26 protein-coding genes and 1 pseudogene are annotated in these 25318 nt (G+C 60.4%); 10 read left to right on the top strand and 17 right to left on the bottom strand.

Annotated features, from left to right (window positions below):
• The 5 genes from cysB to AB4P91_RS14135 form a co-directional block, all read right to left on the bottom strand.
• Entirely contained in the window at positions 1–975 is a 975-nt protein-coding gene (gene cysB, locus AB4P91_RS14155) for an HTH-type transcriptional regulator CysB (protein ID WP_042560273.1), read from the bottom strand.
• A 113-nt stretch (positions 976–1088) separates the two neighbouring features.
• On the bottom strand, positions 1089–1592 hold the full coding sequence (locus tag AB4P91_RS14150; RefSeq protein ID WP_122591981.1) for a universal stress protein: 504 nt from the start codon (positions 1590–1592) through the stop codon (positions 1089–1091).
• 97 nt (positions 1593–1689) lie between these two features.
• The gene (locus tag AB4P91_RS14145) at positions 1690–2595 is read right to left on the bottom strand and encodes a 5'-nucleotidase (RefSeq protein ID WP_042560275.1); all 906 of its coding nucleotides are present in this window, start codon (positions 2593–2595) and stop codon (positions 1690–1692) included.
• A 30-nt stretch (positions 2596–2625) separates the two neighbouring features.
• The gene (locus AB4P91_RS14140) at positions 2626–3579 is read right to left on the bottom strand and encodes a putative 2-dehydropantoate 2-reductase (protein ID WP_395603029.1); all 954 of its coding nucleotides are present in this window, start codon (positions 3577–3579) and stop codon (positions 2626–2628) included.
• The gene (locus AB4P91_RS14135) at positions 3580–3966 is read right to left on the bottom strand and encodes a co-chaperone YbbN (protein WP_150596207.1); all 387 of its coding nucleotides are present in this window, start codon (positions 3964–3966) and stop codon (positions 3580–3582) included.
• Here AB4P91_RS14135 and AB4P91_RS14130 point away from each other — a divergent pair.
• Together AB4P91_RS14130 and AB4P91_RS14125 are read left to right on the top strand one after the other, a co-directional pair.
• Positions 3965–4408, top strand: a complete 444-nt coding sequence (locus AB4P91_RS14130) for a PilZ domain-containing protein (RefSeq protein WP_042560278.1) — start codon at positions 3965–3967, stop codon at positions 4406–4408. The two genes, AB4P91_RS14135 and AB4P91_RS14130, sit on opposite strands and share 2 nt — an antisense overlap.
• A 129-nt stretch (positions 4409–4537) precedes the next feature.
• Positions 4538–5614 carry a 3-deoxy-7-phosphoheptulonate synthase gene (locus AB4P91_RS14125; protein WP_042560279.1) on the top strand — a complete coding sequence of 359 codons (1077 nt, stop codon included), beginning with the start codon at positions 4538–4540 and terminating at the stop codon, positions 5612–5614.
• 60 nt (positions 5615–5674) lie between these two features.
• On the opposite strand, the gene AB4P91_RS14120 is transcribed toward AB4P91_RS14125, so the two are convergent.
• Entirely contained in the window at positions 5675–5956 is a 282-nt protein-coding gene (locus AB4P91_RS14120) for a GNAT family N-acetyltransferase (RefSeq protein ID WP_003226804.1), read from the bottom strand.
• 637 nt (positions 5957–6593) lie between these two features.
• Between AB4P91_RS14120 and oprI the strand changes: the two genes are divergently transcribed.
• Positions 6594–6845, top strand: a complete 252-nt coding sequence (oprI, locus tag AB4P91_RS14115) for an outer membrane lipoprotei OprI (RefSeq protein WP_003183784.1) — start codon at positions 6594–6596, stop codon at positions 6843–6845.
• A gap of 124 nt (positions 6846–6969) precedes the next feature.
• Here oprI and AB4P91_RS14110 read toward each other — a convergent pair whose 3' ends face one another.
• From AB4P91_RS14110 to AB4P91_RS14100, 3 genes are all read right to left on the bottom strand, one after another.
• Positions 6970–7941 (bottom strand): L,D-transpeptidase family protein, encoded by a 972-nt coding sequence (locus AB4P91_RS14110; RefSeq protein WP_150593143.1) that lies wholly within the window; start codon positions 7939–7941, stop codon positions 6970–6972.
• Between the two features lie 107 nt (positions 7942–8048).
• Complete coding sequence (locus tag AB4P91_RS14105; RefSeq protein WP_007908575.1) at positions 8049–8342, bottom strand: hypothetical protein; 294 nt, start codon at positions 8340–8342, stop codon at positions 8049–8051.
• A gap of 57 nt (positions 8343–8399) precedes the next feature.
• A complete protein-coding gene (locus AB4P91_RS14100) occupies positions 8400–9005 on the bottom strand; it encodes an arylesterase (protein ID WP_395603028.1) in 606 nt (201 codons plus the stop codon).
• A gap of 10 nt (positions 9006–9015) precedes the next feature.
• Here AB4P91_RS14100 and AB4P91_RS14095 point away from each other — a divergent pair, with 10 nt between their 5' ends.
• The 3 genes from AB4P91_RS14095 to greB are packed head-to-tail and all read left to right on the top strand — an operon-like array spanning position 9016 to position 12735.
• Positions 9016–9699 carry an ABC transporter ATP-binding protein gene (locus tag AB4P91_RS14095; protein WP_150593137.1) on the top strand — a complete coding sequence of 228 codons (684 nt, stop codon included), beginning with the start codon at positions 9016–9018 and terminating at the stop codon, positions 9697–9699.
• Complete coding sequence (locus AB4P91_RS14090; RefSeq protein ID WP_395603027.1) at positions 9699–12203, top strand: ABC transporter permease; 2505 nt, start codon at positions 9699–9701, stop codon at positions 12201–12203. Before AB4P91_RS14095 ends, AB4P91_RS14090 begins: the two co-directional genes overlap by 1 nt.
• A 34-nt stretch (positions 12204–12237) precedes the next feature.
• Complete coding sequence (gene greB / locus AB4P91_RS14085) at positions 12238–12735, top strand: transcription elongation factor GreB (RefSeq protein ID WP_150593135.1); 498 nt, start codon at positions 12238–12240, stop codon at positions 12733–12735.
• Positions 12736–12741: 6 nt separating this feature from the next.
• On the opposite strand, the gene AB4P91_RS14080 is transcribed toward greB, so the two are convergent.
• The 3 genes from AB4P91_RS14080 to AB4P91_RS14070 all read right to left on the bottom strand — a co-directional run bounded on the left by AB4P91_RS14080 (position 12742) and on the right by AB4P91_RS14070 (position 15262).
• Complete coding sequence (locus tag AB4P91_RS14080) at positions 12742–13050, bottom strand: class I SAM-dependent methyltransferase (protein WP_150686776.1); 309 nt, start codon at positions 13048–13050, stop codon at positions 12742–12744.
• 248 nt (positions 13051–13298) lie between these two features.
• Positions 13299–13733 (bottom strand): DoxX family protein, encoded by a 435-nt coding sequence (locus AB4P91_RS14075; protein WP_047302390.1) that lies wholly within the window; start codon positions 13731–13733, stop codon positions 13299–13301.
• A 107-nt stretch (positions 13734–13840) separates the two neighbouring features.
• Entirely contained in the window at positions 13841–15262 is a 1422-nt protein-coding gene (locus AB4P91_RS14070; protein WP_150596209.1) for a transglycosylase SLT domain-containing protein, read from the bottom strand.
• Between the two features lie 236 nt (positions 15263–15498).
• Between AB4P91_RS14070 and AB4P91_RS14065 the strand changes: the two genes are divergently transcribed.
• From AB4P91_RS14065 to AB4P91_RS14055, 3 genes and pseudogenes are all read left to right on the top strand, one after another.
• Positions 15499–16305: a TatD family hydrolase gene (locus AB4P91_RS14065; RefSeq protein WP_395603026.1), complete on the top strand. Its 807-nt coding sequence runs from the start codon at positions 15499–15501 to the stop codon at positions 16303–16305.
• Between the two features lie 114 nt (positions 16306–16419).
• Positions 16420–17901 (top strand): methyl-accepting chemotaxis protein, encoded by a 1482-nt coding sequence (locus AB4P91_RS14060; protein WP_395603025.1) that lies wholly within the window; start codon positions 16420–16422, stop codon positions 17899–17901.
• Between the two features lie 271 nt (positions 17902–18172).
• Positions 18173–18403, top strand: a pseudogene (locus AB4P91_RS14055) (terminase); the annotation flags it as partial.
• A gap of 23 nt (positions 18404–18426) precedes the next feature.
• Here the strand turns inward: AB4P91_RS14055 and AB4P91_RS14050 are convergent.
• The 3 genes from AB4P91_RS14050 to AB4P91_RS14040 all read right to left on the bottom strand — a co-directional run bounded on the left by AB4P91_RS14050 (position 18427) and on the right by AB4P91_RS14040 (position 20522).
• Positions 18427–19221, bottom strand: coding sequence for an acyl-CoA thioesterase II (locus AB4P91_RS14050; RefSeq protein WP_150593131.1), 795 nt, complete (start codon positions 19219–19221; stop codon positions 18427–18429).
• Positions 19222–19398: 177 nt separating this feature from the next.
• The gene (locus AB4P91_RS14045; protein ID WP_395603024.1) at positions 19399–20163 is read right to left on the bottom strand and encodes a CHAD domain-containing protein; all 765 of its coding nucleotides are present in this window, start codon (positions 20161–20163) and stop codon (positions 19399–19401) included.
• A gap of 80 nt (positions 20164–20243) precedes the next feature.
• Positions 20244–20522, bottom strand: a complete 279-nt coding sequence (locus AB4P91_RS14040) for a hypothetical protein (protein WP_042560325.1) — start codon at positions 20520–20522, stop codon at positions 20244–20246.
• Between the two features lie 216 nt (positions 20523–20738).
• On the opposite strand from AB4P91_RS14040, the gene AB4P91_RS14035 reads away from it, so the two are divergent.
• The gene (locus AB4P91_RS14035; protein ID WP_150593129.1) at positions 20739–21785 is read left to right on the top strand and encodes a patatin-like phospholipase family protein; all 1047 of its coding nucleotides are present in this window, start codon (positions 20739–20741) and stop codon (positions 21783–21785) included.
• Positions 21786–21900: 115 nt separating this feature from the next.
• On the opposite strand, the gene AB4P91_RS14030 is transcribed toward AB4P91_RS14035, so the two are convergent.
• Together AB4P91_RS14030 and AB4P91_RS14025 are read right to left on the bottom strand one after the other, a co-directional pair.
• Positions 21901–22599, bottom strand: coding sequence for a response regulator (locus AB4P91_RS14030; RefSeq protein WP_395603023.1), 699 nt, complete (start codon positions 22597–22599; stop codon positions 21901–21903).
• 48 nt (positions 22600–22647) lie between these two features.
• Positions 22648–25299, bottom strand: coding sequence for a DUF4118 domain-containing protein (locus AB4P91_RS14025; RefSeq protein ID WP_395603022.1), 2652 nt, complete (start codon positions 25297–25299; stop codon positions 22648–22650).
• Between the last annotated feature and the right edge of the window lie 19 nt (positions 25300–25318).

The raw sequence follows: 25318 nt of genomic DNA, 5'->3' as shown, positions 1-25318 counted from the left end.
TCAGTGGACCGGCAGTTCGACACCGTCGAACAGCTCTTCCAGCTCCTGCTTGTTGTGGCAGGCGATGGCTTTGGCCATTACTTCGCGGGTCAGGTGCGGGGCAAACTTCTCGATGAAGTCGCACATGAAACCACGCAGGAAGGTGCCGCGACGGAAACCGATCTTGGTGACGCTCGATTCGAACAACTCGCTGGCATCCAGCACCACCAGGTCGCTGTCGAGTTTGGTATCGACCGCCATTTTGGCGACGATGCCCACGCCCAGTCCCAGGCGCACGTAGGTTTTGATCACGTCGGCGTCGGCGGCAGTAAACACCACTTTCGGCGTCAGACCACGATGGCTGAAGGCTTCGTCGAGTTTCGAACGGCCGGTGAAGCCGAACACGTACGTCACGATCGGGTATTCGGCCAGCGCTTCGAGGGTCAGCTTCGGCAGCTTGGTCAGCGGGTGGCCCTGTGGCACGACCACGCAGCGGTTCCAGCGGTAGCACGGCATCATCACCAGATCGCCGAACAGTTCCAGCGCTTCGGTGGCGATGGCGAAATCGACGGTGCCGTCAGCCGCCATTTCGGCGATCTGCATCGGTGAGCCCTGGTGCATGTGCAGCGCCACGTCCGGGTATTGCTTGATGAAATTGCTGATCACCGGCGGCAGTGCATAACGCGCCTGAGTGTGGGTAGTGGCGATCGACAGGGTGCCTTTCTTCTCGTTGGAGAATTCCTGGGCGATCTGCTTGATGCTTTCAACCTTGCGCAGAATCTCACCGGCGGTGGTGATGATGCGCTCACCGGCGGGGGTGACGCGGGTCAGGTGCTTGCCGCTGCGGGCAAATACTTCAACGCCGAGTTCGTCTTCCAGCAGTCGGATCTGTTTACTGATGCCCGGTTGCGAGGTGTAAAGGCTTTGGGCTGTAGCGGAAACGTTGAGGTCGTGGTGCGCCACTTCCCAGATGTAGCGCAATTGTTGAAGCTTCATATGTATCCCTCAAAGCAGGTAGACGCCACGGGCATCAGCGACGGTATATAACTATATTAATGGTTTAAAGAATAAATCTAGAACTTTTTTGTCGAAGCGCCATTATTCCTGCCTCAGCGATCTTCGCGCCGCCGCCGCTCCACCAACGGCACCAGATAAACCGGGACTTTGGCCAATTGCAGGACCCGCGCCGCCGTGCGCCCCAATGGTGTTTCCGCGCCTACCCCGTGGCTGTGGCTTCCTACGATCAGCAGATCGACAGAGAGTTTCTGTACTTGGTCGAGAATTACCTGTGACGGATCACCCTGCACCACGCGCACGGCACGAATCCGCTGCAAGTCCTGCTCGCCCTCTTCTCCAAGCTCTTCGCGAAAACTCTCCAGTACGCGCTGCTCGATATTGGCGATGACTGTTTTCAGACCCTGGCTATGGAATTCGTTCAACGCCTGCTCGTCGAGATAACTCTGCAACACCGATTCGGCGAACAGCCCCATCGGCTCCACCGCGTGAACCACGTAAAGATCGGCATTGAACGTTCGCGCCAACGCCAAGGCATGCTGCATCACCAACGGTGCGTACAGACCGAGGTCAGTGGCATACAGCATCGAACGAATCATATGACCTCCTGGCAAGCCAACATGGCGGAGATTTGATTCAGCTTAGCAGTGCCTTGACGAGTACGACGGGCGACGCAACGTCTTGAAGCACAGGGCTTTAGATCGACGGCTCGTTGCTGATGCCATGGGGCACATGGCCGGTGGCGACCACTTCCCGGGCCAGTTCGCAATGACCGGCCTGATCGTCGAAGAACACGTCGGCGGCAAACGCTTCGAGAAACGCCGATTTGGTCAGGCCACCGAGAAACAGGGATTCGTCGAGGCGGATGTCCCATTCACGCAAGGTACGAATCACCCGTTCATGGGCCGGCGCCGAACGCGCGGTGACCAGCGCCGTGCGGATCGGGCAGTCGTCGTCAGGGAACTCGCGCTGCAACAGATTGAGCGCTGCCAGAAAACCTTTGAACGGCCCGCCACGCAATGGCTCACGCGCTGACTCTCGTTCCTTGGCCTGGAATGCTTCGAGCCCACCGGACTGATAAACCCGCTCCGACTCGTCGGAAAAAATCACGGCGTCACCGTCGAAGGCGATGCGCAATTCATCGCTGGCCGCGCGACTGGCGCCTCCGGACAAAATCGTCGCCGCCGCGAAACCGGCATCCAGCGCAGCGCGCACGTCTTCGGCATGCGTGGAGAGAAACAGGTCGCAACCAAACGCTTTGAGGTAAGGATAAGGACTGCGCCCACCGACGAACGCCGCGCGAGAAATGGCCAGACCATAATGGTGAATCGAATTGAAGACGCGCAATCCGGTGTCGGCGCTGTTGCGCGACACCAGAATCACTTCGACCCGTGCACGGCCGAGACGACTGTTCAGGTTCAGGAGTTTTTCCACCAGCGGGAACGCATCACCCGGCGCGAGGATCTCGTCTTCGTGTTCGATCTGATATTGCCGGTAGGCTTCGACGCCGCTCGACAGGTAGACCTTGTGGCTCTCGCTCAGGTCGAACAAGGCACGCGACGAAATCGCCAGCACCAGTTTGTCATCAATGTTTTTCGCCATGCCTTCCCCCGCCCTGCGCAGAAAACCGACTCACGTGTTGCGTCGGTCAATAAAACTCAATGTTCGATACAACGCTTCGATGCGCGGCAGTTCACATCCTGCCGCTTTCGCCGCCGCCAGGGGCCGGGCGTAGATGGCCTCCAGTTCCAGCGGTCGCTTGTGCAGAAAATCGTGGTACATGCTCGGCCAATAGTCGGGCAGTTTCTCGGTCATCGTAAACAGGAAGTCGGCGTAACCGGGTGCCACGTCCTGGCCGCACGCCTTGGCGCCCTGCACAACCTCGGCCATCAACGCCTGGATCAGCGCGCGACTGTCAGCATCGGCCATCAGGGCCGTGGTACCTGCGCCGAGCAACACCGAGAGACCGTTGTAGGGAATGTTCCAGATCAGCTTCTGCCAACGCGCCTGATGCAGATTGGGCATCGCCTGGGAATCAATGCCAGCGCCATGGAACAACCCGCTACCCTCTTCGACGATGGCCATGCGCGCCGCGTCATCAGGGGCAGGGCCGCTGTGATAACCGACGTTGACTGCGCCAAGCGCCTGATGGGTGATCAGACCCGGGCCGTCGCGATGCACGCAAATCAGGCACAGACCGCCGAGCAGATGCAGGGAGTCAGGCAACAGTTCACGCAGGCTGTCTTCGACGTCCAGACCGTTTTGCAGCACCAGCACTTTCCCGCCTGGCTTGGCCGCCGCCATGATCGATGGCGCCAGCCCGGCATTGCTGGTGGTCTTGGCGCCGACCAGCAGCCAGTCGCATTTTGGCATGTCTTCAGCTGCCGAATAGGCCTGCACCGGATCGAGCTTGAGCGGGCCATGTACCGCACTGTCCACCTGCAAGCCACGTTCGGCGACGGCAGAAAACTCGCTGCGCAACAGAAAGTGCACATCGAACCCCGCCCGCGCCAGCATCAACCCGTAGAACCCGCCGATCGCACCGGTGCCGATAATTCCCACCACCGGTTTGTTGATTGTCCCCATTTATGGCAACTCCTCTGCAATTCGACCCAGTGCCTGCGCCAATGCCGTGTTGAGTGCGTCAGCTGTCAGGCGCGTGTGCAATGCACCAAAGAACTCGCCGTCGCGCACGACAAACAGCGCCGGCAAATGAAAGACCTGATAACGCTCGACCAGACCGCCGTTGTTGCCTGCATCGATCCAGCACAGACGATCCACCGCCAGTGTGAATTTCGGCAACACTTCGCGGGCGAAGCGGCAACTGGCGCAGCCGACGCTGGTGAAAATCACCAGCGAAACGCCGCTCATCGCCAACAGCCTTTGGTCGGCGTCGAAATCGGTCAGTTCGGATTCGACCACTATACTGGGGGAAACAATGTCAAATGGCTGACACAGGGAGTCTGTGCTCATGGGACGTTTCATTCCTCATCCGGACGAAGTACCGGTTGAACTGACGTTGCTCACGCCCGAATGTATTTCCAGGCAACAGCTGCACACTATCAGCCTCGGCGGCATCGCTTGCAATTACCACCGCGCCTGGCGCCATGGCACGGCGCTGCAAGTACGCCTGCCGACACTCAACGCCGACATGTGTTTTCCGGGCTATGTGGCGTGGTGCCTGCGCCGCAAAAAAGGTTATCTGGTGGGCATCGCCTTCACCGACGAACAGACGCTGTTCAGTGCACGAATGGGTGAGCAGGTGTGTCAGATTGAACGCTACTGCCGCATCAACGACGCCCACGATGGCCTGCAGAATATTCAAGCGGTGGCCCTGCAATGGGTCGAACAACACGCCGACGAGTTCTCCCACGACAGCGTGAGCAAGGCTTTTACCCTGCCAGTGCTGGATTAAAGCGGCGTTTGCCCATTGTCGAGCAGCGCCTGACGCGCTAAGGTTCCGCTCCCCGACGCGCTTAAATCCGCTGTGCTCCGCCGCGCGGGGATCGCTGGCGGCCGGCACCCGTGACCTGACGAGTAAACGATGGCTGATTTACCGATCAACGACCTAAACGTCGCCTCTAACGAGACCCTGATCACACCTGATCAGCTCAAGCGTGATATCCCTCTGAGCGACGCCGCCCTGCGCACCGTCACCAAGGGCCGCGAAGTCATTCGCAACATTCTTGATGGCACCGACCACCGTCTGTTCGTAGTGATCGGCCCGTGCTCGATCCACGACATCAAGGCTGCCCACGAATACGCCGAGCGCCTGAAGGTGCTGGCCGCGGAAGTCTCCGACACCTTGTATCTGGTCATGCGCGTGTATTTCGAAAAGCCGCGGACCACCGTCGGCTGGAAAGGCCTGATCAACGATCCGTACCTGGATGACTCGTTCAAGATCCAGGACGGTCTGCACATCGGTCGTCAGCTGCTGCTGGACCTGGCTGAAAAAGGCCTGCCTACCGCGACCGAAGCCCTCGACCCGATCTCCCCGCAGTATCTGCAGGACCTGATCAGCTGGTCGGCCATCGGCGCGCGCACCACCGAATCCCAGACTCACCGTGAAATGGCTTCAGGCCTGTCCTCGGCCGTCGGCTTCAAGAACGGCACCGATGGCGGTCTGACCGTGGCGATCAACGCCTTGCAGTCGGTCTCCAGCCCGCACCGTTTCCTGGGGATCAACCAGGAAGGTGGCGTGTCGATCGTCACCACCAAAGGCAACGCTTACGGTCACGTGGTGCTGCGTGGCGGCAATGGCAAGCCGAATTACGATTCGGTCAGCGTTGCGCTCTGCGAGCAGGCGTTGAACAAGGCGAAGATCAAGCCGAACATCATGGTCGACTGCAGCCACGCCAACTCCAACAAGGATCCGGCCCTGCAACCGCTGGTGATGGAAAACGTCGCCAACCAGATCCTCGAAGGCAACCAGTCGATCATCGGCCTGATGGTCGAGAGCCACTTGAACTGGGGCTGCCAGGCGATTCCGAAAGACCTCGCCGATCTGCAATACGGCGTGTCGATCACCGATGCCTGCATCGACTGGTCCGCTACTGAAAACACCCTGCGCAGCATGCACGCCAAGCTCAAGGATGTTCTGCCAAAACGCCAGCGCAGCTGATACGCGTTTTACAGGCATAAAAAAACGCCGGGCATTGCCCGGCGTTTTTGTGTGTGCGATTCAGATCTTTGCGGCGCGGCGCTGGTGACGCTCCATGTAGCGCTCGACGTAGGAGCAGGATGGAATCACCGTGTAGCCCATTTCTTCGGCATATTGCAGCGCGCTTTCGGTCAGCGCCGCCGCAATGCCACGACCGCGCAAGGCGTTGGGCACGAAAGTGCGATAGATATCCAGGGTCTGTTTCCCCAGATCCATATAGGTCAGGTAGGCACGATGACCGTCCACATTGGTCTCGAACTGATGACCAGCCTGGTCATGGTGGATGGACAACGCCTCGCTCATCACTACTCCTCGCGGGTCTTGGATTCTGACCCCTACCTTACCGATGTTTTTCCGGCGAAGGAACATCTACGCCACCCCGTGCCTGATCGACACCGAGAAGAGACACACCGATCTCGTACAACCGAGCACCTGATAAATAGTAGGCACCATTGGCAAAATTGCTCAAGGTACGCTCGTCATCAAGCGGGTTGACGCGGGTTGCTCCGATGGACGCAGGGACGGTTTGGGAGAAGATCTTCCCTGGCCGCTTACCTGAACATTGCCGGATGTTGAGACTTAAGACGTGCAACCTTTTTTAAAGTCACCTCAACATGGACAAAGATAAGCGAAGCAGCGCGCAAAATCGGAACAAAAGTGTGGACGAATTCATCTAGAAAGACTCTAGCCAACACTGCAAAAACAATACGCCACGACGGGAACTTTTTCTGATTGACTCGCTCAGCGCGGGGCTTGCAGCTGAGTGTTTTTTAAACAGCGCAGTTAAAAGTTGCTCGAAAAAGAATCAGCGCCTACAATTTTTTTTGCTTCTTGCCTTACGTCAGTTTACTTACTACAAGTAATGGGTAGTATGTACGCCGGCTATTTCCTCAATCGGAGGAGACAGCCACTTAATTGAAAGTCCTTGAAGGGGAACACGATGAACAACGTTCTGAAATTCTCTGCTCTGGCTCTGGCCGCAGTTCTGGCTACCGGTTGCAGCAGCGCATCGAAAGAAACCGAAGCACGTCTGACCGCTACTGAAGACGCAGCTGCTCGCTCCCAGGCTCGTGCAGACGAAGCTTACCGTAAAGCTGATGAAGCTCTGGCTGCTGCTCAAAAAGCACAACAGACTGCTGACGAAGCTAACGAGCGTGCTCTGCGCATGCTGGAAAAAGCTAGCCGCAAGTAATAGTCCTTCGGGATTGTTATCAAGCCGACTCATTTTTTGGGTCGGCTTTTTTGTGCCGGATGCTTTTGTCCGGGCAATAAAAAACCCGCCGACGCTCACGCATCGGCGGGTTCTTTGTTTGAGCTTACTGCTGCAGATCGAGCGGAGCGCTGGAGACCATCGGCGCCGAGGTGCCAGGCGTACCGATTTCGGTTGGCAGGCCATCTTCGGCTGCGACGACATCACGCACCACATCCCAATTCATGCGCAGGTTGTTAGTGATGTCTTCACGCTTGAGCATCGCGTTGATCACCGCCGTGTGTTTGTCGACCACTGACGGATTGCCTTTGTCGTCGATCGGCGTGTGCGCTTCCAGATAGACCTTGCCGCCACTGCGACCGAACTTGTACGCATCATTGAGAATGCGCACCGAAGTCCCGACCGGCACCATGCCGGCCATTTCCAGTACGTTGTTGTTGAACATGCGGAAGCAACCGTGGCTGGTGCGCATGCCAATGCCGAACTTCTTGTTCGAACCGTGGATCAGGTAACCCGGCGTGCCCAGGGTGAACTTGAACGGGCCCAGCGGGTTGTCAGGACCGGCCGGCACCACGTTTGGCAGCGGATCACCATCAGCGGCGTGTTCAGCCTTGATCGACGCTGGGGGCGTCCAGGTCGGATTAGGGGTTTTGGCGATGATGGTGGTGTGCGCGATCGGCGAACCCCAGCCTTCACGGCCGATACCCAGCGGGAAGGTGTACACCACGTTCCGGCCTTTGGGGTAGTAATAGAGGCGGTATTCGGCGAGGTTGATGACAATACCTTCACGCGGGCCCGGCGGCAGAATGAAACGCGTCGGCAGCACGATCTCGGTACCGGCACCTGGCAGCCAGGCATCGACGCCCGGGTTGGCCGCGACCATTTCCGAATAGCCCAGATCGTAAGTGGTGCCCAGATCGGCGAAGGTGTCTTCGTACTTGGCTTTGATCACTTGCACCTGGCCGACGATGTCTTCACCGGGTGGTGGCAGGGGAAGCTCCAATGCAGCAACGGGGCCGGCCACACACAGGGCGGCAAGTGACAGGCAGCGGGTGACGGCAGGAAAGCGCGGCAACATCCGGAAAATCCTTCGCATGATCATCAAGGGTATAAGAGCGCGATTGTACACTGCACTTTGAATATTCGGGGAGACAGGCCGATAGACCGTGCCTGCGCTCTTTTTTCTTAAAGCTCGAAACGCAACTCGGGCCAGATCGGCGAAGTCCCGCGCTTCTGCGACTCAAGAATCGCCCGGCACAGCGAGCACAGGCGCTGGTCCTGAAACACCCGGCGATCCACGCTCGACCAGCGCGGTTGCGCCGGCAGCAGGCTGCCGCACAAGGTGCGATCGGCCGAGCCACCGAGTTCGAGTTGACGGGTCACCAGATGCACCCGCACTTCCTGGCAGGCGAACAGATCCAGCTGCTCGTCAGGCTCGATCAGTTGATAGGCAAAAAGGGACCAGGCAGAACGCGACATCGGGGCCTCCGATTAAGGGGGCGCCACATTAGCCGAAAGCCTGCCGCTAGAAAAGCCTCAAAGCAGCGGTTTCAGCGTCGGCCAGACATTTTCCAGCAACTTGCCTTGAGCCCCGGCCGCCGGGTGCAGACCATCGGCCTGCATCAGCTCCGGATGACCGCCCACGCCGTCGAGGAAAAACGGCACCAGCGGGATTTTCTTGTCGTCGGCGAGTTTGCCGTAAACCTCGGCGAACGCATCGGTGTAGCGCTTGCCATAGTTGGGCGGCAGCTGCATGCCCAGCAGCAGCACCTTCGCGCCGCTTTGTCGCGAACTGTCGATCATCGCCGCAAGGTTTTGTTGCAATTGCGTTGGCGGCATTCCGCGCAGGCCGTCATTGCCGCCCAGTTCGAGGATGACCAGATCAGGCTTATGCTCTGCAAGCAGCGCGGGCAGCCGCGCCTGGCCTCCGGCACTGGTGTCGCCGCTGATGGAGGCATTGACCACTTTATCGTCGAAACCCTCCTGTTCAAGCCGTCGCTCTAGCAACGACACCCACCCCAAACGGGTATCCAGGCCGAAACCGGCGCTGATACTATCGCCAACGATCAGGACAGTACCCGCCGCTGCGTTCTGGGCCATGCACATCAAGGCCAGGCCAGCACTCAAAAACCATACACGCATCGGATTCTCCATGGGCGCAAGCATTCTCACCGCGAAGAACCTCAGCAAAGTGGTTTCCAGCGCGGAAGGTGAACTGACTATCCTGCACGAACTCAGCCTGGAACTGAACAAGGGCGACAGCCTGGCCATCGTTGGCGCGTCCGGTTCCGGCAAATCCACCCTGCTGGGCCTGCTCGCCGGGCTCGACTTGCCCAGCAGCGGCGAAGTCACGCTGGCCGGCCAGGCCCTGAGCGGTCTCGACGAAGACCAGCGCGCGCGCATTCGAGCCGAGCACGTCGGTTTCGTCTTTCAGTCATTCCAGTTGCTCGACAGCCTCAATGCCCTGGAAAACGTCATGCTGCCGCTGGAGCTCGATGGCCGCAAAGACGCCCGTGAGCGCGCCACCCAATTGCTGCAACGGGTCGGCCTCGGCCAGCGTCTGACGCACTCGCCGCGCCAATTGTCCGGTGGCGAGCAACAACGCGTGGCGATTGCCCGGGCGTTTGCTGCCGAACCTGACGTACTGTTCGCCGATGAACCCACCGGCAACCTCGATAGCCACACCGGCGAGCGCATCAGCGACTTGCTGTTCGAATTGAACAAGGAACGCGGCACCACTCTGGTGCTGGTGACCCACGACGAACGCCTGGCCCATCGCTGCCGGCGTCTGATCCGTCTTGAAGCCGGGCTGTTGGTCGCCCCTCTGGAGCCTTGATGGCACGTCTGCCGCTGTTGCGTCTGTTCAGTCTCGCCATCCGCCAACTGCTGCGCGATGCCCGCGCCGGAGAATTGCGGGTGTTGTTCTTCGCCCTCGTCGTGGCGGTGGCGGCGAGTACCGCCATCGGTTATTTCGGCGCTCGCCTCAACGGCGCCATGATGTTGCGTGCCACCGAGTTTCTCGGCGCAGACCTGGTGCTTGAAGGCAGTTCACCGGCCCGTGAGGAGCAGATCAGGAGCGGCACCGAGTTGCGTCTGAACCATGCGCAAGTGGTGGAGTTCTCCAGCGTCATCGCCACCGACAACGGCATTCAGTTGTCGAGTATCAAAGCGGTTGATCGCGCCTATCCATTGCGCGGCGAACTGAAAAGCGCCCCGGCGCCCTTCGCCACTGAAGAGTCCGGTGGCGAACCACAACCGGGCGAAGCCTGGGTCGAGGCACGTCTGCTGACTGCGCTGGATCTGAAGATCGGCGACAGCATCGATGTCGGCTCGAAGACATTGAAGCTGACCCGGGTGCTGACCTACGAGCCGGATCGCGCCGGCAACTTCTACAGCCTGACGCCGCGGGTGCTGATCAATCTCGACGATCTTGCCGCCACCGCAGTGGTGCAGCCCGGCAGTCGGGTGAGCTACCGCGAACTGTGGCGCGGCGAGCCGCAAGCGCTGGAAACCTATCGACAGTTGATCAAACCGGGGCTCGCGGCGAACCAGCGGATTCAGGATGCCCGCGACGGCAACCGACAGATTGGTGGCGCGTTGGGCAAAGCCGAGCGCTATTTGAACATGGCGAGTCTGGTCGCGGTGTTGCTGGCCGGGGTGGCCGTCGCTCTGTCGGCAAATCGCTTCGCCAGCCGTCGTTTCGATGCCAGTGCGTTGCTGCGTTGCCTCGGCTTGTCACGCCGCGAAACCATGGTGTTGTTCAGCCTGCAACTGACGGTACTGGGTCTGCTCGCCAGCCTCAGCGGCGCTTTGCTTGGCTGGTTGGCACAGTTGGGTTTGTTTGCGCTGCTGCATGATCTGTTGCCGAGTGATGTGCCACCGGGCGGCCTGTTTCCGGCCATCGCCGGGATCGGCACCGGGCTGGTGGCGCTGGCAGGGTTCGCCCTGCCGCCGCTTGCCGCTCTGGGTCGTGTACCGCCATTGCGCGTGCTACGCCGCGACATGCTGCCGATCCCATCGAGTACCTGGATGGTTTACGGCGCCGCGTTGGGCGCTCTCGGCCTGATCATGTGGCGCCTGAGCCTTGATCTGCTGCTGACGTTCGCACTGCTCGGCGGTGGCGTCGTCGCTGCGCTGGTGCTGGGTGGCCTGTTGCTGTTGTTGCTGCAAAGCCTGCGGCGGATGCTCGCCCGTGCATCGTTGCCGTGGCGTCTGGGCCTCGGCCAACTGTTGCGCCACCCACTGGCCGCAGCGGGTCAATCGCTGGCCTTCGGTTTGATTTTGTTGTCCATGGCATTGATCGCGCTGTTGCGTGGCGAACTGCTCGACACCTGGCAAAACCAGCTGCCAAAAAACGCGCCGAACTACTTTGCCCTGAATATTCTGCCGGCGGACAAGCAGGCGTTCACCGATCATCTGATCAAGGTGTCTGCGCAAGCGGCGCCGCTGTACCCGGTCGTGCCGGGGCGGCTGATCAGCATCAACGGTGAGCCGGTGCAGCAAATCGTCAGCAAGGATTCTGCCGGCGACCGCGCGGTACAACGTGACCTGAGCCTGACCTGGGCCGCGGATATGCCGGCCGGCAACAAACTAACGGCCGGATCGTGGTGGACCGACCAGCCAACCGGTGATGTACCGGGTGTGTCAGTGGAAGGCAAAGTTGCCGAGAGCCTCAAGCTCAAGCTGGGCGATCACATGGTGTTCAGTGTTGGCGGAGTCAATCGCGAAGCGAAAGTCACCAGCCTGCGCGATATCAACTGGGACAACTTCCAGCCGAACTTCTTCATGATCTTTCAGCCCGGCACATTGAAGGATCTGCCAGCGACCTACCTGACCAGTTTTTATCTGGCCGCGGGTCACGACCAGCAGATCGTCGAACTGTCGCGCGCCTTCCCGGCGGTAACCATTCTTCAGGTCGAAGCCTTGCTTGAACAGCTGCGCAGCATCCTCGCCCAGGTCACCCTGGCGGTGGAATATGTGTTGTTGTTTGTCTTGGCGGCGGGCATGGCCGTGTTGTTTTCCGGGTTGCAAGCGACGCTGGATGAACGCATTCGCCAAGGCGCGCTGCTGCGTGCCTTGGGTGCGGAGCGGCAATTGCTGATCAAGGCTCGGCGCATCGAGTTCGGCCTGCTCGGCGCGGTCAGCGGGCTGCTCGCGGCAATTGGCTCGGAAGTGGTGAGTCTGGTGCTGTACCGCTACGCGTTCGATCTGCCGTGGCATCCGCATCCGTGGCTGCTGGTGCTACCGCTGATTGGCGCAGTGCTGATCGGCGGCGCCGGTGTGTTCGGCACGCGCCGGGCACTCAACGCAAGTCCGCTGACAGTGTTGCGCGAGGGTTGATAGACTCAAGCGCTCGTCACCACAAGAAGTTGCCATGAGCCGTTATCGCCCTCCCCGCACCGCCGGCACCGCGCTGATCACCCCTGAAGGTGAAGCGCGGATGCGCGCCGAATTCCATGAGTTGTGGCACGTGCGCCGCCCGCAAGTGACGCAATCGGTCAGTGAGGCGGCGGCTCAGGGGGATCGCTCGGAAAACGCTGAATACACCTACGGCAAGAAGATGCTGCGCGAAATCGACAGTCGTGTGCGCTTCCTCACCAAACGTCTGGAAGCACTCAAGGTTGTCAGCGAAAAACCCAGCGATCCGAACAAGGTCTACTTCGGCGCTTGGGTCACCATCGAGGACGAAGACGGCAAGCCATCGCGCTACCGCATCGTTGGCCCGGATGAACTGGATCTGAAACTGGGTTTGATCAGCATTGATTCGCCGTTGGCCCGCGCTTTGATTGGCAAGGCGCTGGATGCCGAAGTGCGTGTGCAAACTCCGACCGGCGAACAATGCGTTTACATCGTGGCGATCGATTACCCGTAAGCGCGATCAGCGACGGGTAATCAGCCCCTGCCGCGCGACTCGCACCAGTTGCCTGATCATTTCAGAGGCCTCTTCCTGACTGGGTGACTGAATCACCGCCAGATCGAAACTGTCACTGGCAAAACGCGTCAGCGACTCGCCGTCCTCAACGAACTGGATCAGGAACGCGGCAGGACCGCCGCTGCGCCGTGGCCAGCCATCGAGATAACGCAACAGCGTCGGCTGATGTTTACCACCAAGGAGGATTTTTGGATTGCGCTGGGTGATATGTGCCGTGATCGGCGCGGGACGTGCTGGAGGGCGTAATGCATTCATTGGTCGTGTCTCTGCCTCAAAAGTCTGCATGGCAGGTGAGAGGCAACACCGAACCAGCGCTTTAGCGGTATTTCGAAGCCCTGTTCCGGCTTCTGACGGTGACTGATCGAGTCACCTGGCGCCCCGCAAGTAGCTGTTTAAATCGGCGCATGGGCAACATCCTAGAGAACGTGACCGATCAGTGTCAAGAATCAACCACAACAAAAAAAGGCCCGCACAATGCGGGCCTTTTGCTTGAGCCAGAGCGGTCAACCGGCGATGGCGCGATCCACCGAAAGCTTGCCGGCGCCCTCGATCAGCACCGCAAGGCTGCCACCGAGCAAAGCCAAGGCGAACTCGTAACCGTTGTTGGCCATGAACAGACCGTTGCTGATGTGCACGGTGAAGATCGCCACCAGCGACAAGACGGTCAAACCCAAGGCTGCCGGACGGACCAGCAGGCCGATGATCAGCGCCAGGCCAGCGAAAAACTCGGTACCACCCGACAGAACGGCCATGGCGTAACCCGGCGTCAGACCCAGGCTCTCCATGTACTGCGCGGTACCAGCAAGTCCATACCCACCGAACATTCCGAAGAGTTTTTGTGCGCCGTGTGCGGCGAAAATCACACCGACCACGATGCGCAGGATGGTCAGGCCATAGCCAGCGCGGGTGAACAGTACCTTGTTGATCAGAGAGCTCATGCTGAGTTCCTTGTTTTGCGAAAGTGTGTGTGGGTTGGCCGCTATATTAATCAGTTATTTTCATGTTTAAAGCGCAAATATTGCGCCATAACAATCGATTTATTTGATTATTTACGTGAGACAACTTTCTGTCCACCGGGCTCCAACGACTCCCGCTCCCGATCGAACGCCAAGTAATACTTGTTCACGCTATTAACATAGCTGACGGCACCCATTCCCACCTGCTCCATGGCAATGCGCTCGACCTGGAAGAACCACTGATTGGGATTGAGCCCACGACGCCGTGCTTCGGCGCGCATGCCTTGCACTCGCTCAGGGCCGATGTTGTAGGCCGCCAGCGTGAACGCCATGCGTTCGCGCTCGTTAAGTTTGGGGCTATTGAAGAACTTGCGGCGGATCAGCGCGAGGTACTTGGCCCCGGCCTGCACGTTTGCATCAAGATTCTGGATATTGTTCACGCCGACGCGCTGGGCGGCGGATGGCGTAATCTGCATCAGCCCGGTCGGGCCACGGCCGCTGCGGGCGTTGGGCTGCAGCGCCGACTCCTTGAACGCCAGCGCCGCCAGGTTCAACCAATCCATATTTTGTGCCGCGGCGTGTTTTTGCAGGGTCGGGCGCAGTTTTTCCAGACGCTGACGGTCGGCCTTGGCCAATGGATAGTGGACCTGATAGAGCCGGCGATAAATGCGCAGAAAGGCCGCGTCTTCGTTTGCGGGTTTCTTGTAACCGCTGATGAAGCGGTCGACGCTGGCCCGCAACATTGAAGCATCGCGGCGCACGAACCAGTTTTCCTCACCCGGCTCACTGATCACCAGTTGTCGATCAACACGCAGCTTGGGCAGGATCTTGCCCCAGCGCTCGGCAATCGGCAGTTCAACGACGGTCAGGTGAAAAATGCCGCCCTGAACCATCTCCAGCACATCCTCGACGGCCAGCGTCGGATCGACCCACTCGATCTTGATCGGCGCGAGTTTGTGCAGTGCCAGTTTTTGATTGAGCTGACTGATCGCCTCCCCTGCCGCGCTGCCGGTGGGCAACGCGAGGGTTTTACCGGCGAGTTGCTCGACCTTGGTGTAGCGCCGCTGGCCTTTGATGCCCACCAGCACCAACGGCACGTTGCTGGCGATCGGTTCACTGCTGGCCACCGCATAACCCGGTTGCAGTTCGAGCAATTCCCCGGGCGCCACCAGATCACCTTCCCCACGCTGCAACGCGCCGAGCAGTTGATCCTTGGCTTTGGGAATGATCTTGAGGGTAATTTCCTGGCCATCCCGGGCGTGGCCATTGAGGTATTGCTCGAAGGCACGCAGGCGATGGTATTCGACGCCGATGGCCTGGCCCTGGACTTCACCGGAACTGTTACGGCTCTGGTTGACCAGCACCCGCAACACGCGGCTGCTGCGAATCTCCGAAAGATCGCGGACTTTGGCGGCGGGCACGGCTTGTAGCGGCCCGGGCAGACGCGCAACCGCCGTCATTGGCAGTAGCAACGATGCACACAACAGCAGCAAAACCGAGGGACGAATCATCCACTCTCCGGAAAGGATACGGGGCGAAATCACCGCGCAACGGTTGAAATCACCGACGAAAACAGAGCGCCTGGAGCGCTGGCAACGTGCGAGAGACTGGCACAGTGATGGCATTGCTGCCAACCCACGCTGTGTCGCGGCATCAAAAGACAGCGATAACTCTTTGTAGTTCTTGGCTTTTCTTGTGAATCTACAGCTCTGGTATGCTTTCCGGCCTTCGGCCCGAGGTAGCAACCATGCAACTCATCGATATCGGCGTCAACCTGACCAACCCAAGTTTCGCCGACAAACACCAGGCCGTACTCGACCGCGCCTATGCCGCCGGGGTGTGCCAACTGGTGCTGACCGGCACCAGCGTCGAGGGGAGCGAGCAGGCGCTGGAACTCTGCCAGCAGCTGGATGAAAGCGGTCAACGACTGTTCGCCACCGCCGGGATTCACCCGCATTCGGCCAGTGACTGGAACGCTGACAGCGCCCGACGCCTGCGCAGTTTGCTGAAGGAATCCAGCGTGGTCGCGGTGGGTGAATGCGGGCTGGATTTCAACCGCGATTTCTCGCCGCGTCCGCAGCAGGAAAAAGTCCTCGAAGAACATCTGGCACTGGCCGTTGAACTGCAATTGCCGGTGTTCTTGCACGAGCGCGATGCCAGTCAGCGCCTGCTGGAGATTCTCAAGGGTTTCCGCGATCAACTGCCCGCCGCCGTGGTGCATTGCTTCACCGGCGAACAAAAGGCGCTATTCAGCTATCTCGACCTGGATCTGCACATCGGCATTACCGGCTGGATCTGTGACGAGCGCCGAGGCACGCATCTGCATCCGCTGGTCAAGGAGATCAAGCGCGGGCGCCTGATGCTCGAGAGTGATGCGCCGTATTTGCTGCCACGCACCCTGCGACCGAAACCGAAGAACGGACGCAATGAGCCGGCGTATTTGACTGAGCTGTTGCGTGAGGTGGCGTTGCATCGGGGTGAGACCGAGGAAGATCTGGCGGCGCACACAACCGCTTGTAGCCGGGCATTTTTTGCTCTTCCTGAATTGGCCTGAACATCTTTTTCATTCACCACCGGATCTGTTGACCCACATCAAATCGGCCCCCCTGCATAGCGGCACAATGCTGGCACCTTGCCAAAACTGTTTCCGCTATCAGAGAAGACCTCCATGGGTGCCTGGCTTAGCAATATCTCGCTGAAATACAAATTCTGGGCCGTCAACGCGGTCGCCTTCGTCACTACCCTGCTGCTGGTGCTGTATGCCGTTCAACTCGAACAGCAGGCGCGCAGTCACGCGGCGCAATCGTCGGCGCAAGCTCAGGCGCAGTTGCTCAAGGCCTGGCCTGCCGGGCAACCGCTGCCCAAGGCCGAGCAAGTGCTGACGTTTAAACGCGGCGAAGCACCGCGCCTCAATGATCAGCCGCTGCTGGAGATCACCGAAAGCAATGGCTGGCACGCGATCAATCACCTGCCATTGTTCGGCCACAACTTGCTGATCGGCGCCGAAGTTTTCAGCCGCGCCGACGGTCAGCAAGTCGCGGTCGTCGCTTATGGCCCCAGCCTCACTCAAGTGTTCGGGGAGCGCTTCGCCAATTACGCGGTGGCGGTGTTCATCCTGATGCTTGCCATGCTTGGCGCTTCGCAACTGCTGATCCGCTTCCTGCTCAGCCAACTAAACACGTTGAAAGACGTGATGCTCCACGTTGAAAAAAGCGGCGACCTCTGCGCCCGCGTGCCGCTGGCCGGCAAGGATGAAGTCGGGCAGATGGCCAATGCGTTCAATGCGATGCAGGCCGGTTATCAGCGCGTCGTCACCACCGTCGCCAATACCGCACGGCAACTGGATGTCGGGGCGGCGCGCCTGGCGTCGAGCATGAACGAAGTGCGTCACGGCATGCTCGGCCAGCAGAGTGAAACCGATCAGGCGGCCACGGCGATCAACGAAATGACCGCCACCGTTTACCACATCGCCCAGCACGCCGGCGCCACCCGCGATCTGTCACAAACCGCCGATGCCCTCGCCGGCAGCGGCCAGCAAGTGGTGGCGCGGGTTCAGCATTCGATTACCGGCCTGTCCAGCGGCGTGCAACAGACCGCGCAGATGATTCAACGGCTGGCCGAGGACAGCCAGAAGATCAACGGCGTGGTCGGCGTGATTCACAGCATCGCCGAGCAAACCAATCTGCTCGCGCTCAACGCCGCCATTGAGGCGGCCCGCGCCGGTGAGATGGGCCGTGGGTTTGCAGTGGTCGCCGATGAAGTGCGCAACCTGGCCAAACGCGTGCAGACCTCGACCGACGAGATCACCACCATGGTGTCGGCGTTGCAGGCCGGCACGCGTGATGCGGTAGATTTCATGCAGGAGAGTTCGTACAAGGCTGACGATTGTGTGCAGCAGGCGCAGGAGGCTGGCGAGGCACTGGCGGAAATCACGGGAGCGGTGGCGCAGATGCGTGAGAGCAACACGCAGATCGCCGTGGCGGCAGAGCAGCAAAGTCAGGTCGCCGAGGAGATGAATCGGGCGGTGGTGAGCATTCGCGATGTGACCGAGAATACCGTGCAGCAAACCGTGGATTCGGCGACGACCAGCAATGAGTTGGCGACGCTGGCTGGGGAATTGAGCAAGGCGATAGGTCAGCTGAAACTTTGAGGCCCCTTTCGCGAGCAAGCTCGCTCCCACAGGGATCTCTAGCGGACACAAATTAGTGGGCACCGCTCCCACAGGGATCTGTGGAAAACCCAGATGTTGTGAACACCAGAGAAACCTGTGGGAGCGAGCTTGCTCGCGAAGGCGCCAGTACATTCAAAATCAAAACCGGCAATGACGCCTATCGCGTTCATAGCCAAGCTTGATTCGCCGCCCTCCACGCCCCGGCCTATTCTTCACCCATGTGTTCAACACGGATCGAGGAGTAACAGACATGGGCAAACGTCACCCCAACCTTCCCGCGTGGCAATGGCGCGCGCAGCCGGGCAATCACCAGCATCCGACCCATCACGTGCTGCACTTGATCGCAGTGCCGTTGTTCATCGTGGCGTTTCTGCTGATCGTGTCCGGCGTGTTCAGCCTGAGCCTGCCTAGCGTAGTCATCGGCGTAATTGGCATCGTCGCGGCGCTGGGTTTACAGCGCCACGGCCACCACCTGGAAGCGTGAGCGCCACCGTCGGCATCGCGTCAGGCAAAGATCGTGACCGTCTGGCGACTCATGGCGATCAGTTCCCCTTGCGCGCTCCACAGCTTGGCGGCGACATGACCGTAACCATCGGCAGCGTACTCGATGTCTGCCAGATATTGGCACCAGTCCAGCGTACTCAAGTCGCGGAGCGGCTGAACGAACTCGATGGTCCAGGTCAACGTGCTGCCCGGTGCAGGCTTTTTCAGATACGGCAACAGCGCGGGTGGCCACGCATCCACCAGCGCCAGCAGATGCGCTTCACAGACCGGCTCTTCTTTCACATCCCCACGCAGACGTACCCATCCGCCCATCAGCCGCGATGGGGTGCCGGTAAACGGCATGCCGCCGGTAGTCCAGCGCATCGCCAGATGGCGCATGAACTCCGGCGTCACGCCTTTGATGTACGGCAACTCCTGGCATTCGTCCCAGTGCTTCATTTGCGGCGCGGGATAGGCTTCAACCGCTACCTCTGAGGGTCGTGAGGCACCAAAGCTGCCCTGGACGATCGTCACCACCTGACCGTTCTGCATCGCCCGGCCCAGCACCTGGCTGACGGCTTTGCCTTCTCGTAGCACATCGACTTCAAAACTAACCGGCACTTCTGGCTCGACCGGGCCGACAAAGGTGATCGCCAGCGAACGCACCGGGCGATCCGCCGGCACCCTGGCGCGCATGGCCTCGAATTGCAGCGCAGCCACCAGGCCACCGAAACTCGCGCGGCCCTGACCCCATTCGGCAGGGATAGTCAGCGTCGAGTCGCGGCGGACCGCATCAAGCAGATCGCTAAAGCGCATGGCAACCTCAGAAAACAAAAATGAATGCCGGGATCTTAACCAGCCACGCAGAGCGCCGCAGCGTCTATTCCGGTCAAATAGCCAGACAGATAGGCCTTACACCGATTTCAAACCCAATGAAAAACCCCTGCAGGAGCTGCCGAAAGCTGCTCCTACAGGGGTTCGTGTGCATTCAATTTATTTGAAGCAGGTTGCGCTGAGCTTTTCGAGCACCCGATCAGCCTTGGCTTCAGCCTTGATCATCGTTGCCTGCCAGGTCGCGACGCATGGCTGCAGGTCCGCTTCCAGCTCGGCCCGCGCCAGCCACTGCCAGCAATCGTGCCAATCACCCAAGGCCCCTTGCGCGGATTTCAGCCGTTCCAGCGCTGACTCGGGCAAGCGATCCAATTCGGGATAGGCTTCGATGCCATAACGCACACGCTTGATCAGCAGTCGCAGGCGATGCCGATCATGGGCCGGATCGTGCAGCGCTTCGTCGAGTTTTTCCCATTGTTTGCCGAGGCGTTTTTCGATGCGGTTGCCCAGACGCTTGAGCAGGCCCTGACGCTGCGAGGCACGCAAGAAGCGCGGGAAAGCGTCGAGGATCATCAGCAGCGAGGCCACTTCCTGGCTCGCCGCCAGCGCCGGATAGGCTTCGGCCATCTGCGCCATGCGCCGCTGGGCGGCTTCAGGTTGATCGTGTTCGAGCAGATACGCCGCCAGCACCTCGCGATCACGCCACGGTGTAGTCAACTGGCCGACCGCCGACGCCGCGGCTTCCAGTTGCTCGACACCCGGCAAGCCGCGCAACGGCCGCAACAGGCTGCGCAAGCGCCGCACCGTGGTGCGCAGATCGTGCAGCGCCTCAGGGTCGGTACGCGCGGTGAGGCGCGCCTGACAGGCCAGCAATCGTACTTCCAGGCTCATGACATGAGCCACCAAGCCGTCAACCAACGCAGACATCACTTGCTCCCTGATTCAAAAAGCCTGTCGACTGAGTCTGCAATGTCGCCGCCTCAGCCGACTGGTGCCAAGTCAGCAGCTTAGCGGCCGGCGCGGGATTCGCGAATATAGAAGCGCGCCTTCTCGGCCTTGTTCGCACAGCCTTCGAAGCCTTCGAATTGTTGCTGGGTCTTGGCGGCCGTCAGCAATGACAGCGCTTTGGAATAACTCACGGTGCCGGCAAAGCCTTCGGCCTTGGCCAGGTCCAGCTCATGCCACGCGGTGTCGAGCTGGCTGCCGCAGCTGTCGCGGTAAGCGGTTTTACCGGCGCAACCGGCCAATGCCAGGGCCAACAACGGTACACAGATCCAGGCTTTCATCACTCACACCTCAAAGATAGGTCAACAGTCGTGCAGGTAAGACGATAAGGCTAAGAAAAAGTGCCTTGCCGCCCCATGAATAGGCAATGGCGAAAGGATAGCGCCGAGTGGTCACACAGTATCGAAAAAACGACGTCATCGGCGCGCTGAACGACCTCGGCGATTGAGCCCCCTGCCCGATGGGTGCATTGTGCAATCTTGTCGGGAGGAAGTTTGATGAAAAAGCGTGTCGCACTGGTGCTGGGCTCCGGTGGCGCCCGGGGTTACGCCCATATCGGAGTCATTGAAGAGATCGAACGACGCGGTTATGACATCGCCTGTATTGCCGGTTGTTCGATGGGCGCGGTGGTTGGCGGGATCTACGCCGCCGGCAAGCTCGACGACTACAAGAACTGGATCGAAAGCCTGGATTACCTTGACGTGCTGCGCCTGGTGGACGTGAGTTTCCGCCTCGGCGCGATTCGCGGTGAAAAAGTCTTCGGCCAGATCCGCAAGATCGTCGGCGATATCAACATTGAAGACCTGCGTATCCCTTACACCGCGGTCGCCGCCGACCTCACCAACCAACAGGAAATCTGGTTTCAGGAAGGCTGTCTGCATCAGGCCATGCGCGCCTCGGCGGCGATTCCCAGCCTGTTCACCCCGGTGATGCAAGGCAACCGGATGCTGGTTGACGGCGGGATTCTCAACCCGCTGCCGATCGTGCCGGTGGTGTCGAGTCATTGCGATCTGATCATCGCGGTCAATCTCAACTCGACCAACCAGCGGCATTACAAGTTACCGGTGATCCAGCGCCCGCCCGCCTTCCGCTCGCGGTTCGACAGCCTGATCAATTCGCTCGGTTCGAAGATGCCGTTCCGTCGCACCCAGGCCGAGAAAATGTTGAAACTGGAACAGGAAGCGCTGCGCGCACAGGCCGCTGAAATCAATCCCTGGATTGAAGGCGCCGAACCGGAAAACCAGCAACCGGCAGCCGCCCCGGAGCGCGAAGGCGCACCGAAATCCGCGACCGGTTCATTCATCATCGATAACGTGGGGCCGGCGTCATTGCTGGACTTGATCAACCAGAGTTTCGAGGTGATGCAGACCTCGTTGGCGCAGTACAAGATTGCCGGGTATCCGCCGGACATCCTGATCAACGTGCCGAAGCGGGTGTGCCGGTTTTTCGAGTTTTACAAGGCGCCGGAGTTGATCGCGCTGGGAAGGGAAATTGCTCGGGATACCTTGGATCGGTATGAAGAGGAGCAAAACAGAGAACCCTGAGGTTCTCGGCTGACTGTCAGCCGCCCTTCGCGAGCAAGCTCGCTCCCACAGGAGACTGCATTCCGATGTGGGAGCGAGCTTGCTCGCGAAGGGGCCGGACCAGCCCACACAAAAACTACACAGTGTTATCACTCACCAGCCGATACCCGACCCCCGCCTCTGTCACAATAAACCGTGGCCGGGTCGGATCATCCGCCAGTTTCTGGCGCAAATGCCCAACCACGATTCGCAGGTAATGACTGTCCTCGGTGTGCGTCGGCCCCCAGATATCCTTGAGCAATTGCTGCTGGGTGATCACCCGTCCCGGATGCCGCGCCAGTTGCGCCAGCACCGCGTATTCCTTGCGGGTCAGCGCCACTTCGACACCATCAAGCAACACCCGTCGATAGGCCAGGTCCACCGTCAGCGGGCCGACATTTAGCGCGGCCTGCTGCGCTTCTCCCACTGGCGCCTGCCGCAACAGCGCGCGCACCCGCGCCAGAAACTCCTGAATGCCGAACGGTTTGGTCACGTAGTCGTTGGCGCCACCGTCCAATGCCTCGACCTTCTGCCCTTCGCTGGCGCGCACCGACAGCACCAGCACCGGCGCCGTGGCCCACTCGCGAAATTCGCGCAGCACTTGCTGGCCGTCCATGTCCGGCAGGCCGAGGTCGAGCACCAGCAGGTCCGGTTTATTCAGCGCCGCTTGCGCCAGGCCCTCGGCGCCGGTGCCGGCCTCGAGCACTTTGTAGCCTTGTGAAACGAGGCTGATGCGCAGGAACTTGCGGATCTGCGGTTCGTCGTCGATGACCAAAATGGTCGCGGTCTGGCTCATGAATTCACATCAACACAAAAGATTGGCAAGAGAGTAGCGCAGTCGGATTCAGGCTTCATCGTCCATCCCCGGTTGCGCCTGCAATGGCAGGTGCAAGGTGATGCAGGTACCGCGCCCGTCAATGCCATCGGCAACGCTGATTCGTCCGCCATGCGCACCGACCATACCCTGACAAATCGCCAGGCCGAGGCCGGTGCCCTGGCCGCCGCGATCACCCCGTGCGGCGGTGTAAAACATATCGAAAATCTTCGCCCGCTCGTCTTCGGGAATCCCCGGCCCCTCGTCGCTGACCGAGAAGTAAATTTCGTTGTCGTTCGCGCCGGCATTCAATTGCAATCGGCCGTCAGGTGGCGAGAAACGTGCGGCGTTTTCCAGCACATTGACCAGCGCCTGCTCGATCAACGCCGCGTGCACGTACAGCAACGGCAACTCGGCCGGCACCTCGGTGCTGACCTGCAACGGCGCGAGCACTGCGCGCAGACGATTGAGCGAACTGCCGACGATATCGGCCGGCGACACCCAGTCGCGCGCGAGTTTCAGCGCGCCATGGCCCAGGCGTGTCATGTCGAGCAGGTTCTGGATGTAGCGGTCGAGGCGTTCGGCTTCATCACGGGTGCCTTCGAGCAGTTCGCGGCGATCCTCCAGCGGGATCGCTTCGCCCAATGCCAACAAGCTGTCGATGCTGCCGCGCATCGACGTCAGCGGCGTGCGCAAATCATGGGAAACCGAGGCCAGCAGCGCGCTGCGCAATTGCTCGGTTTCGCCGTGCAAGCGCGCCGCTTCCAGATCATCCGCCAACTGCGCGCGAGCCAACGCCTGTGCCAGTGGCTGACTGAGCGCGGTCAGCAAGCGGCGACGCTGGCCGCTCAAGGTCTGGCCCTCTTTGGCACACACCCCGAGCAGTGCCAGCGGACCGTCCTCGACCGACAGCGGCCACCACCACCAGCGACCGAACGGCAGCGTGCCGGTGCCCACCCCGGCCGGTTGATCGTGCTGCCAGGCCCAATCGGCGGCGGCGCGTTCGGACTCGGTGAATTGCAGCGGTCCACCGGTTTCAACTTTCCAGCCACCCTGCCCGTCGCGATTGAGCAAGCAGATTTGCAGATCGCGCCAGCCATTGAGGTGCTGCGCGGCGGCATTGAGCACGGCCTGGCGGTCGGTGGCGGCGGTGAGTTTGCGCGACAGGTCGAGCAGCTCGGAGGTTTCTTCCTGGGTGTCGCGCAACGCCTGCAATTGCCGACGCTGACGCGCAGCCAGGTTTCCTGTGAGCGCCGCCATCAACAGAAAGAACAGCAAGGTCAGCACGTCTTCTTCACGCTGGATGCTGAACGAAAAATTTGGCGGTATGAACAAAAAGTCGTAGGTCAGAAACGACAACGCCGCACACGCCAACGCTGGGCCGAGACTGCTGCGCACCGCCACCAGTAGCACGGCCGCCAGAAACACCAGCGAGATGTTCGGCAGCGGCAACACACTCGACACGGCCCACGCCAGTGCGGTGGCCAACACCGTGGCGACCAGCGCCAGCAGGTAGTCAAACCAAACCAGTGTCAGTGGGTTTCGAGTACGCGGTTGATCCTGTTGGTGATCGCTGTCGAGGACGTTGATTTCCAGCCCACGAGCCTGACGCAACAACCGCGCGGCCAGCCCTCCACCGAACAGGTGACGGCGCAGTCGTGGCCTGGATTGACCCACCAGCACCAGACTCGCGCGGCGCTCGGACGCATGCTGGATCAGGGTTTTCGCCACCTCGCCGGCGCGCAGCAACACCACTTCGCCACCGAGGCGTTCGGCGAGTTGCTGAGCACTTTGCAGACGCAAACGTGATTGCTCGTCGCGCACGCTGCCGTTGTCGACGTGCACCAGACTCCACGGCAAATGCCGACGCTGTGCAACGCGGCTGGCGTGACGCACGAGACGCTCGGCCTGGGCATCGCCATCAATGCCGACCAGCAAACGTCCGCGCACCGCCGGCGCGGCCTGACCCATTTGGCGATAGCCTTGGGCGAGGTCGTTATCGACTTGTGCCGCTGCTGTTTGCATCGCCAGTTCGCGCAATGCGGTGAGGTTGGTCTGGGTGAAAAATGCATCGATTGCCGCCCGCGCCTGCTCCGGCACATAGACCTTGCCTTCGCGCAGCCGCTCAAGCAATTCGCGCGGCGGCAGGTCGATCAGCAACAACTCAAAGGCTTCTTGCAGCACCCAGTCCGGCAGGGTTTCGCGCACCTGCACGCCGGTGATGCCGCGCACCTGATCGTTGAGGCTTTCGAGGTGCTGGACGTTGACCGTGGTGAACACGTCGATGCCGGCCGAGAGCAGTTCCTGAATGTCTTGCCAGCGTTTCGCATGGCGGCTGCCGGGGGCGTTGCTGTGGGCCAGTTCATCGACCAACACCAGCTTCGGTTTGGCGGCGAGGAGGCCGTCGAGGTCCATTTCTTCGAGCATCACGCCACGGTATTCCGAGCGCACCAGAGGCTGCTGCGGCAGGCCGCCGAGCAACGCTTCGGTTTCGGCACGACCGTGGGTTTCAACAACGCCGGCGATGACTTTCACACCTTGACGCAGTTGGGTGTGGGCGGCCTGGAGCATGGCGTAGGTCTTGCCGACACCGGGCGCGGCGCCAAGGAAAACCTTGAGCCGGCCTCGGCCGTCGCGGGGCAGGTCTGCTAACAGTGCGTCGGCGCGGCCGGAGTCGCTCATGCTTGAAGTTCTCTCTTGC

Origin of the sequence: Pseudomonas sp. B21128, assembly GCF_044218865.1 — a bacterium.
GTDB lineage: Bacteria > Pseudomonadota > Gammaproteobacteria > Pseudomonadales > Pseudomonadaceae > Aquipseudomonas > Aquipseudomonas iridis.
This window is presented reverse-complemented; position numbering and strand designations above follow the sequence as displayed.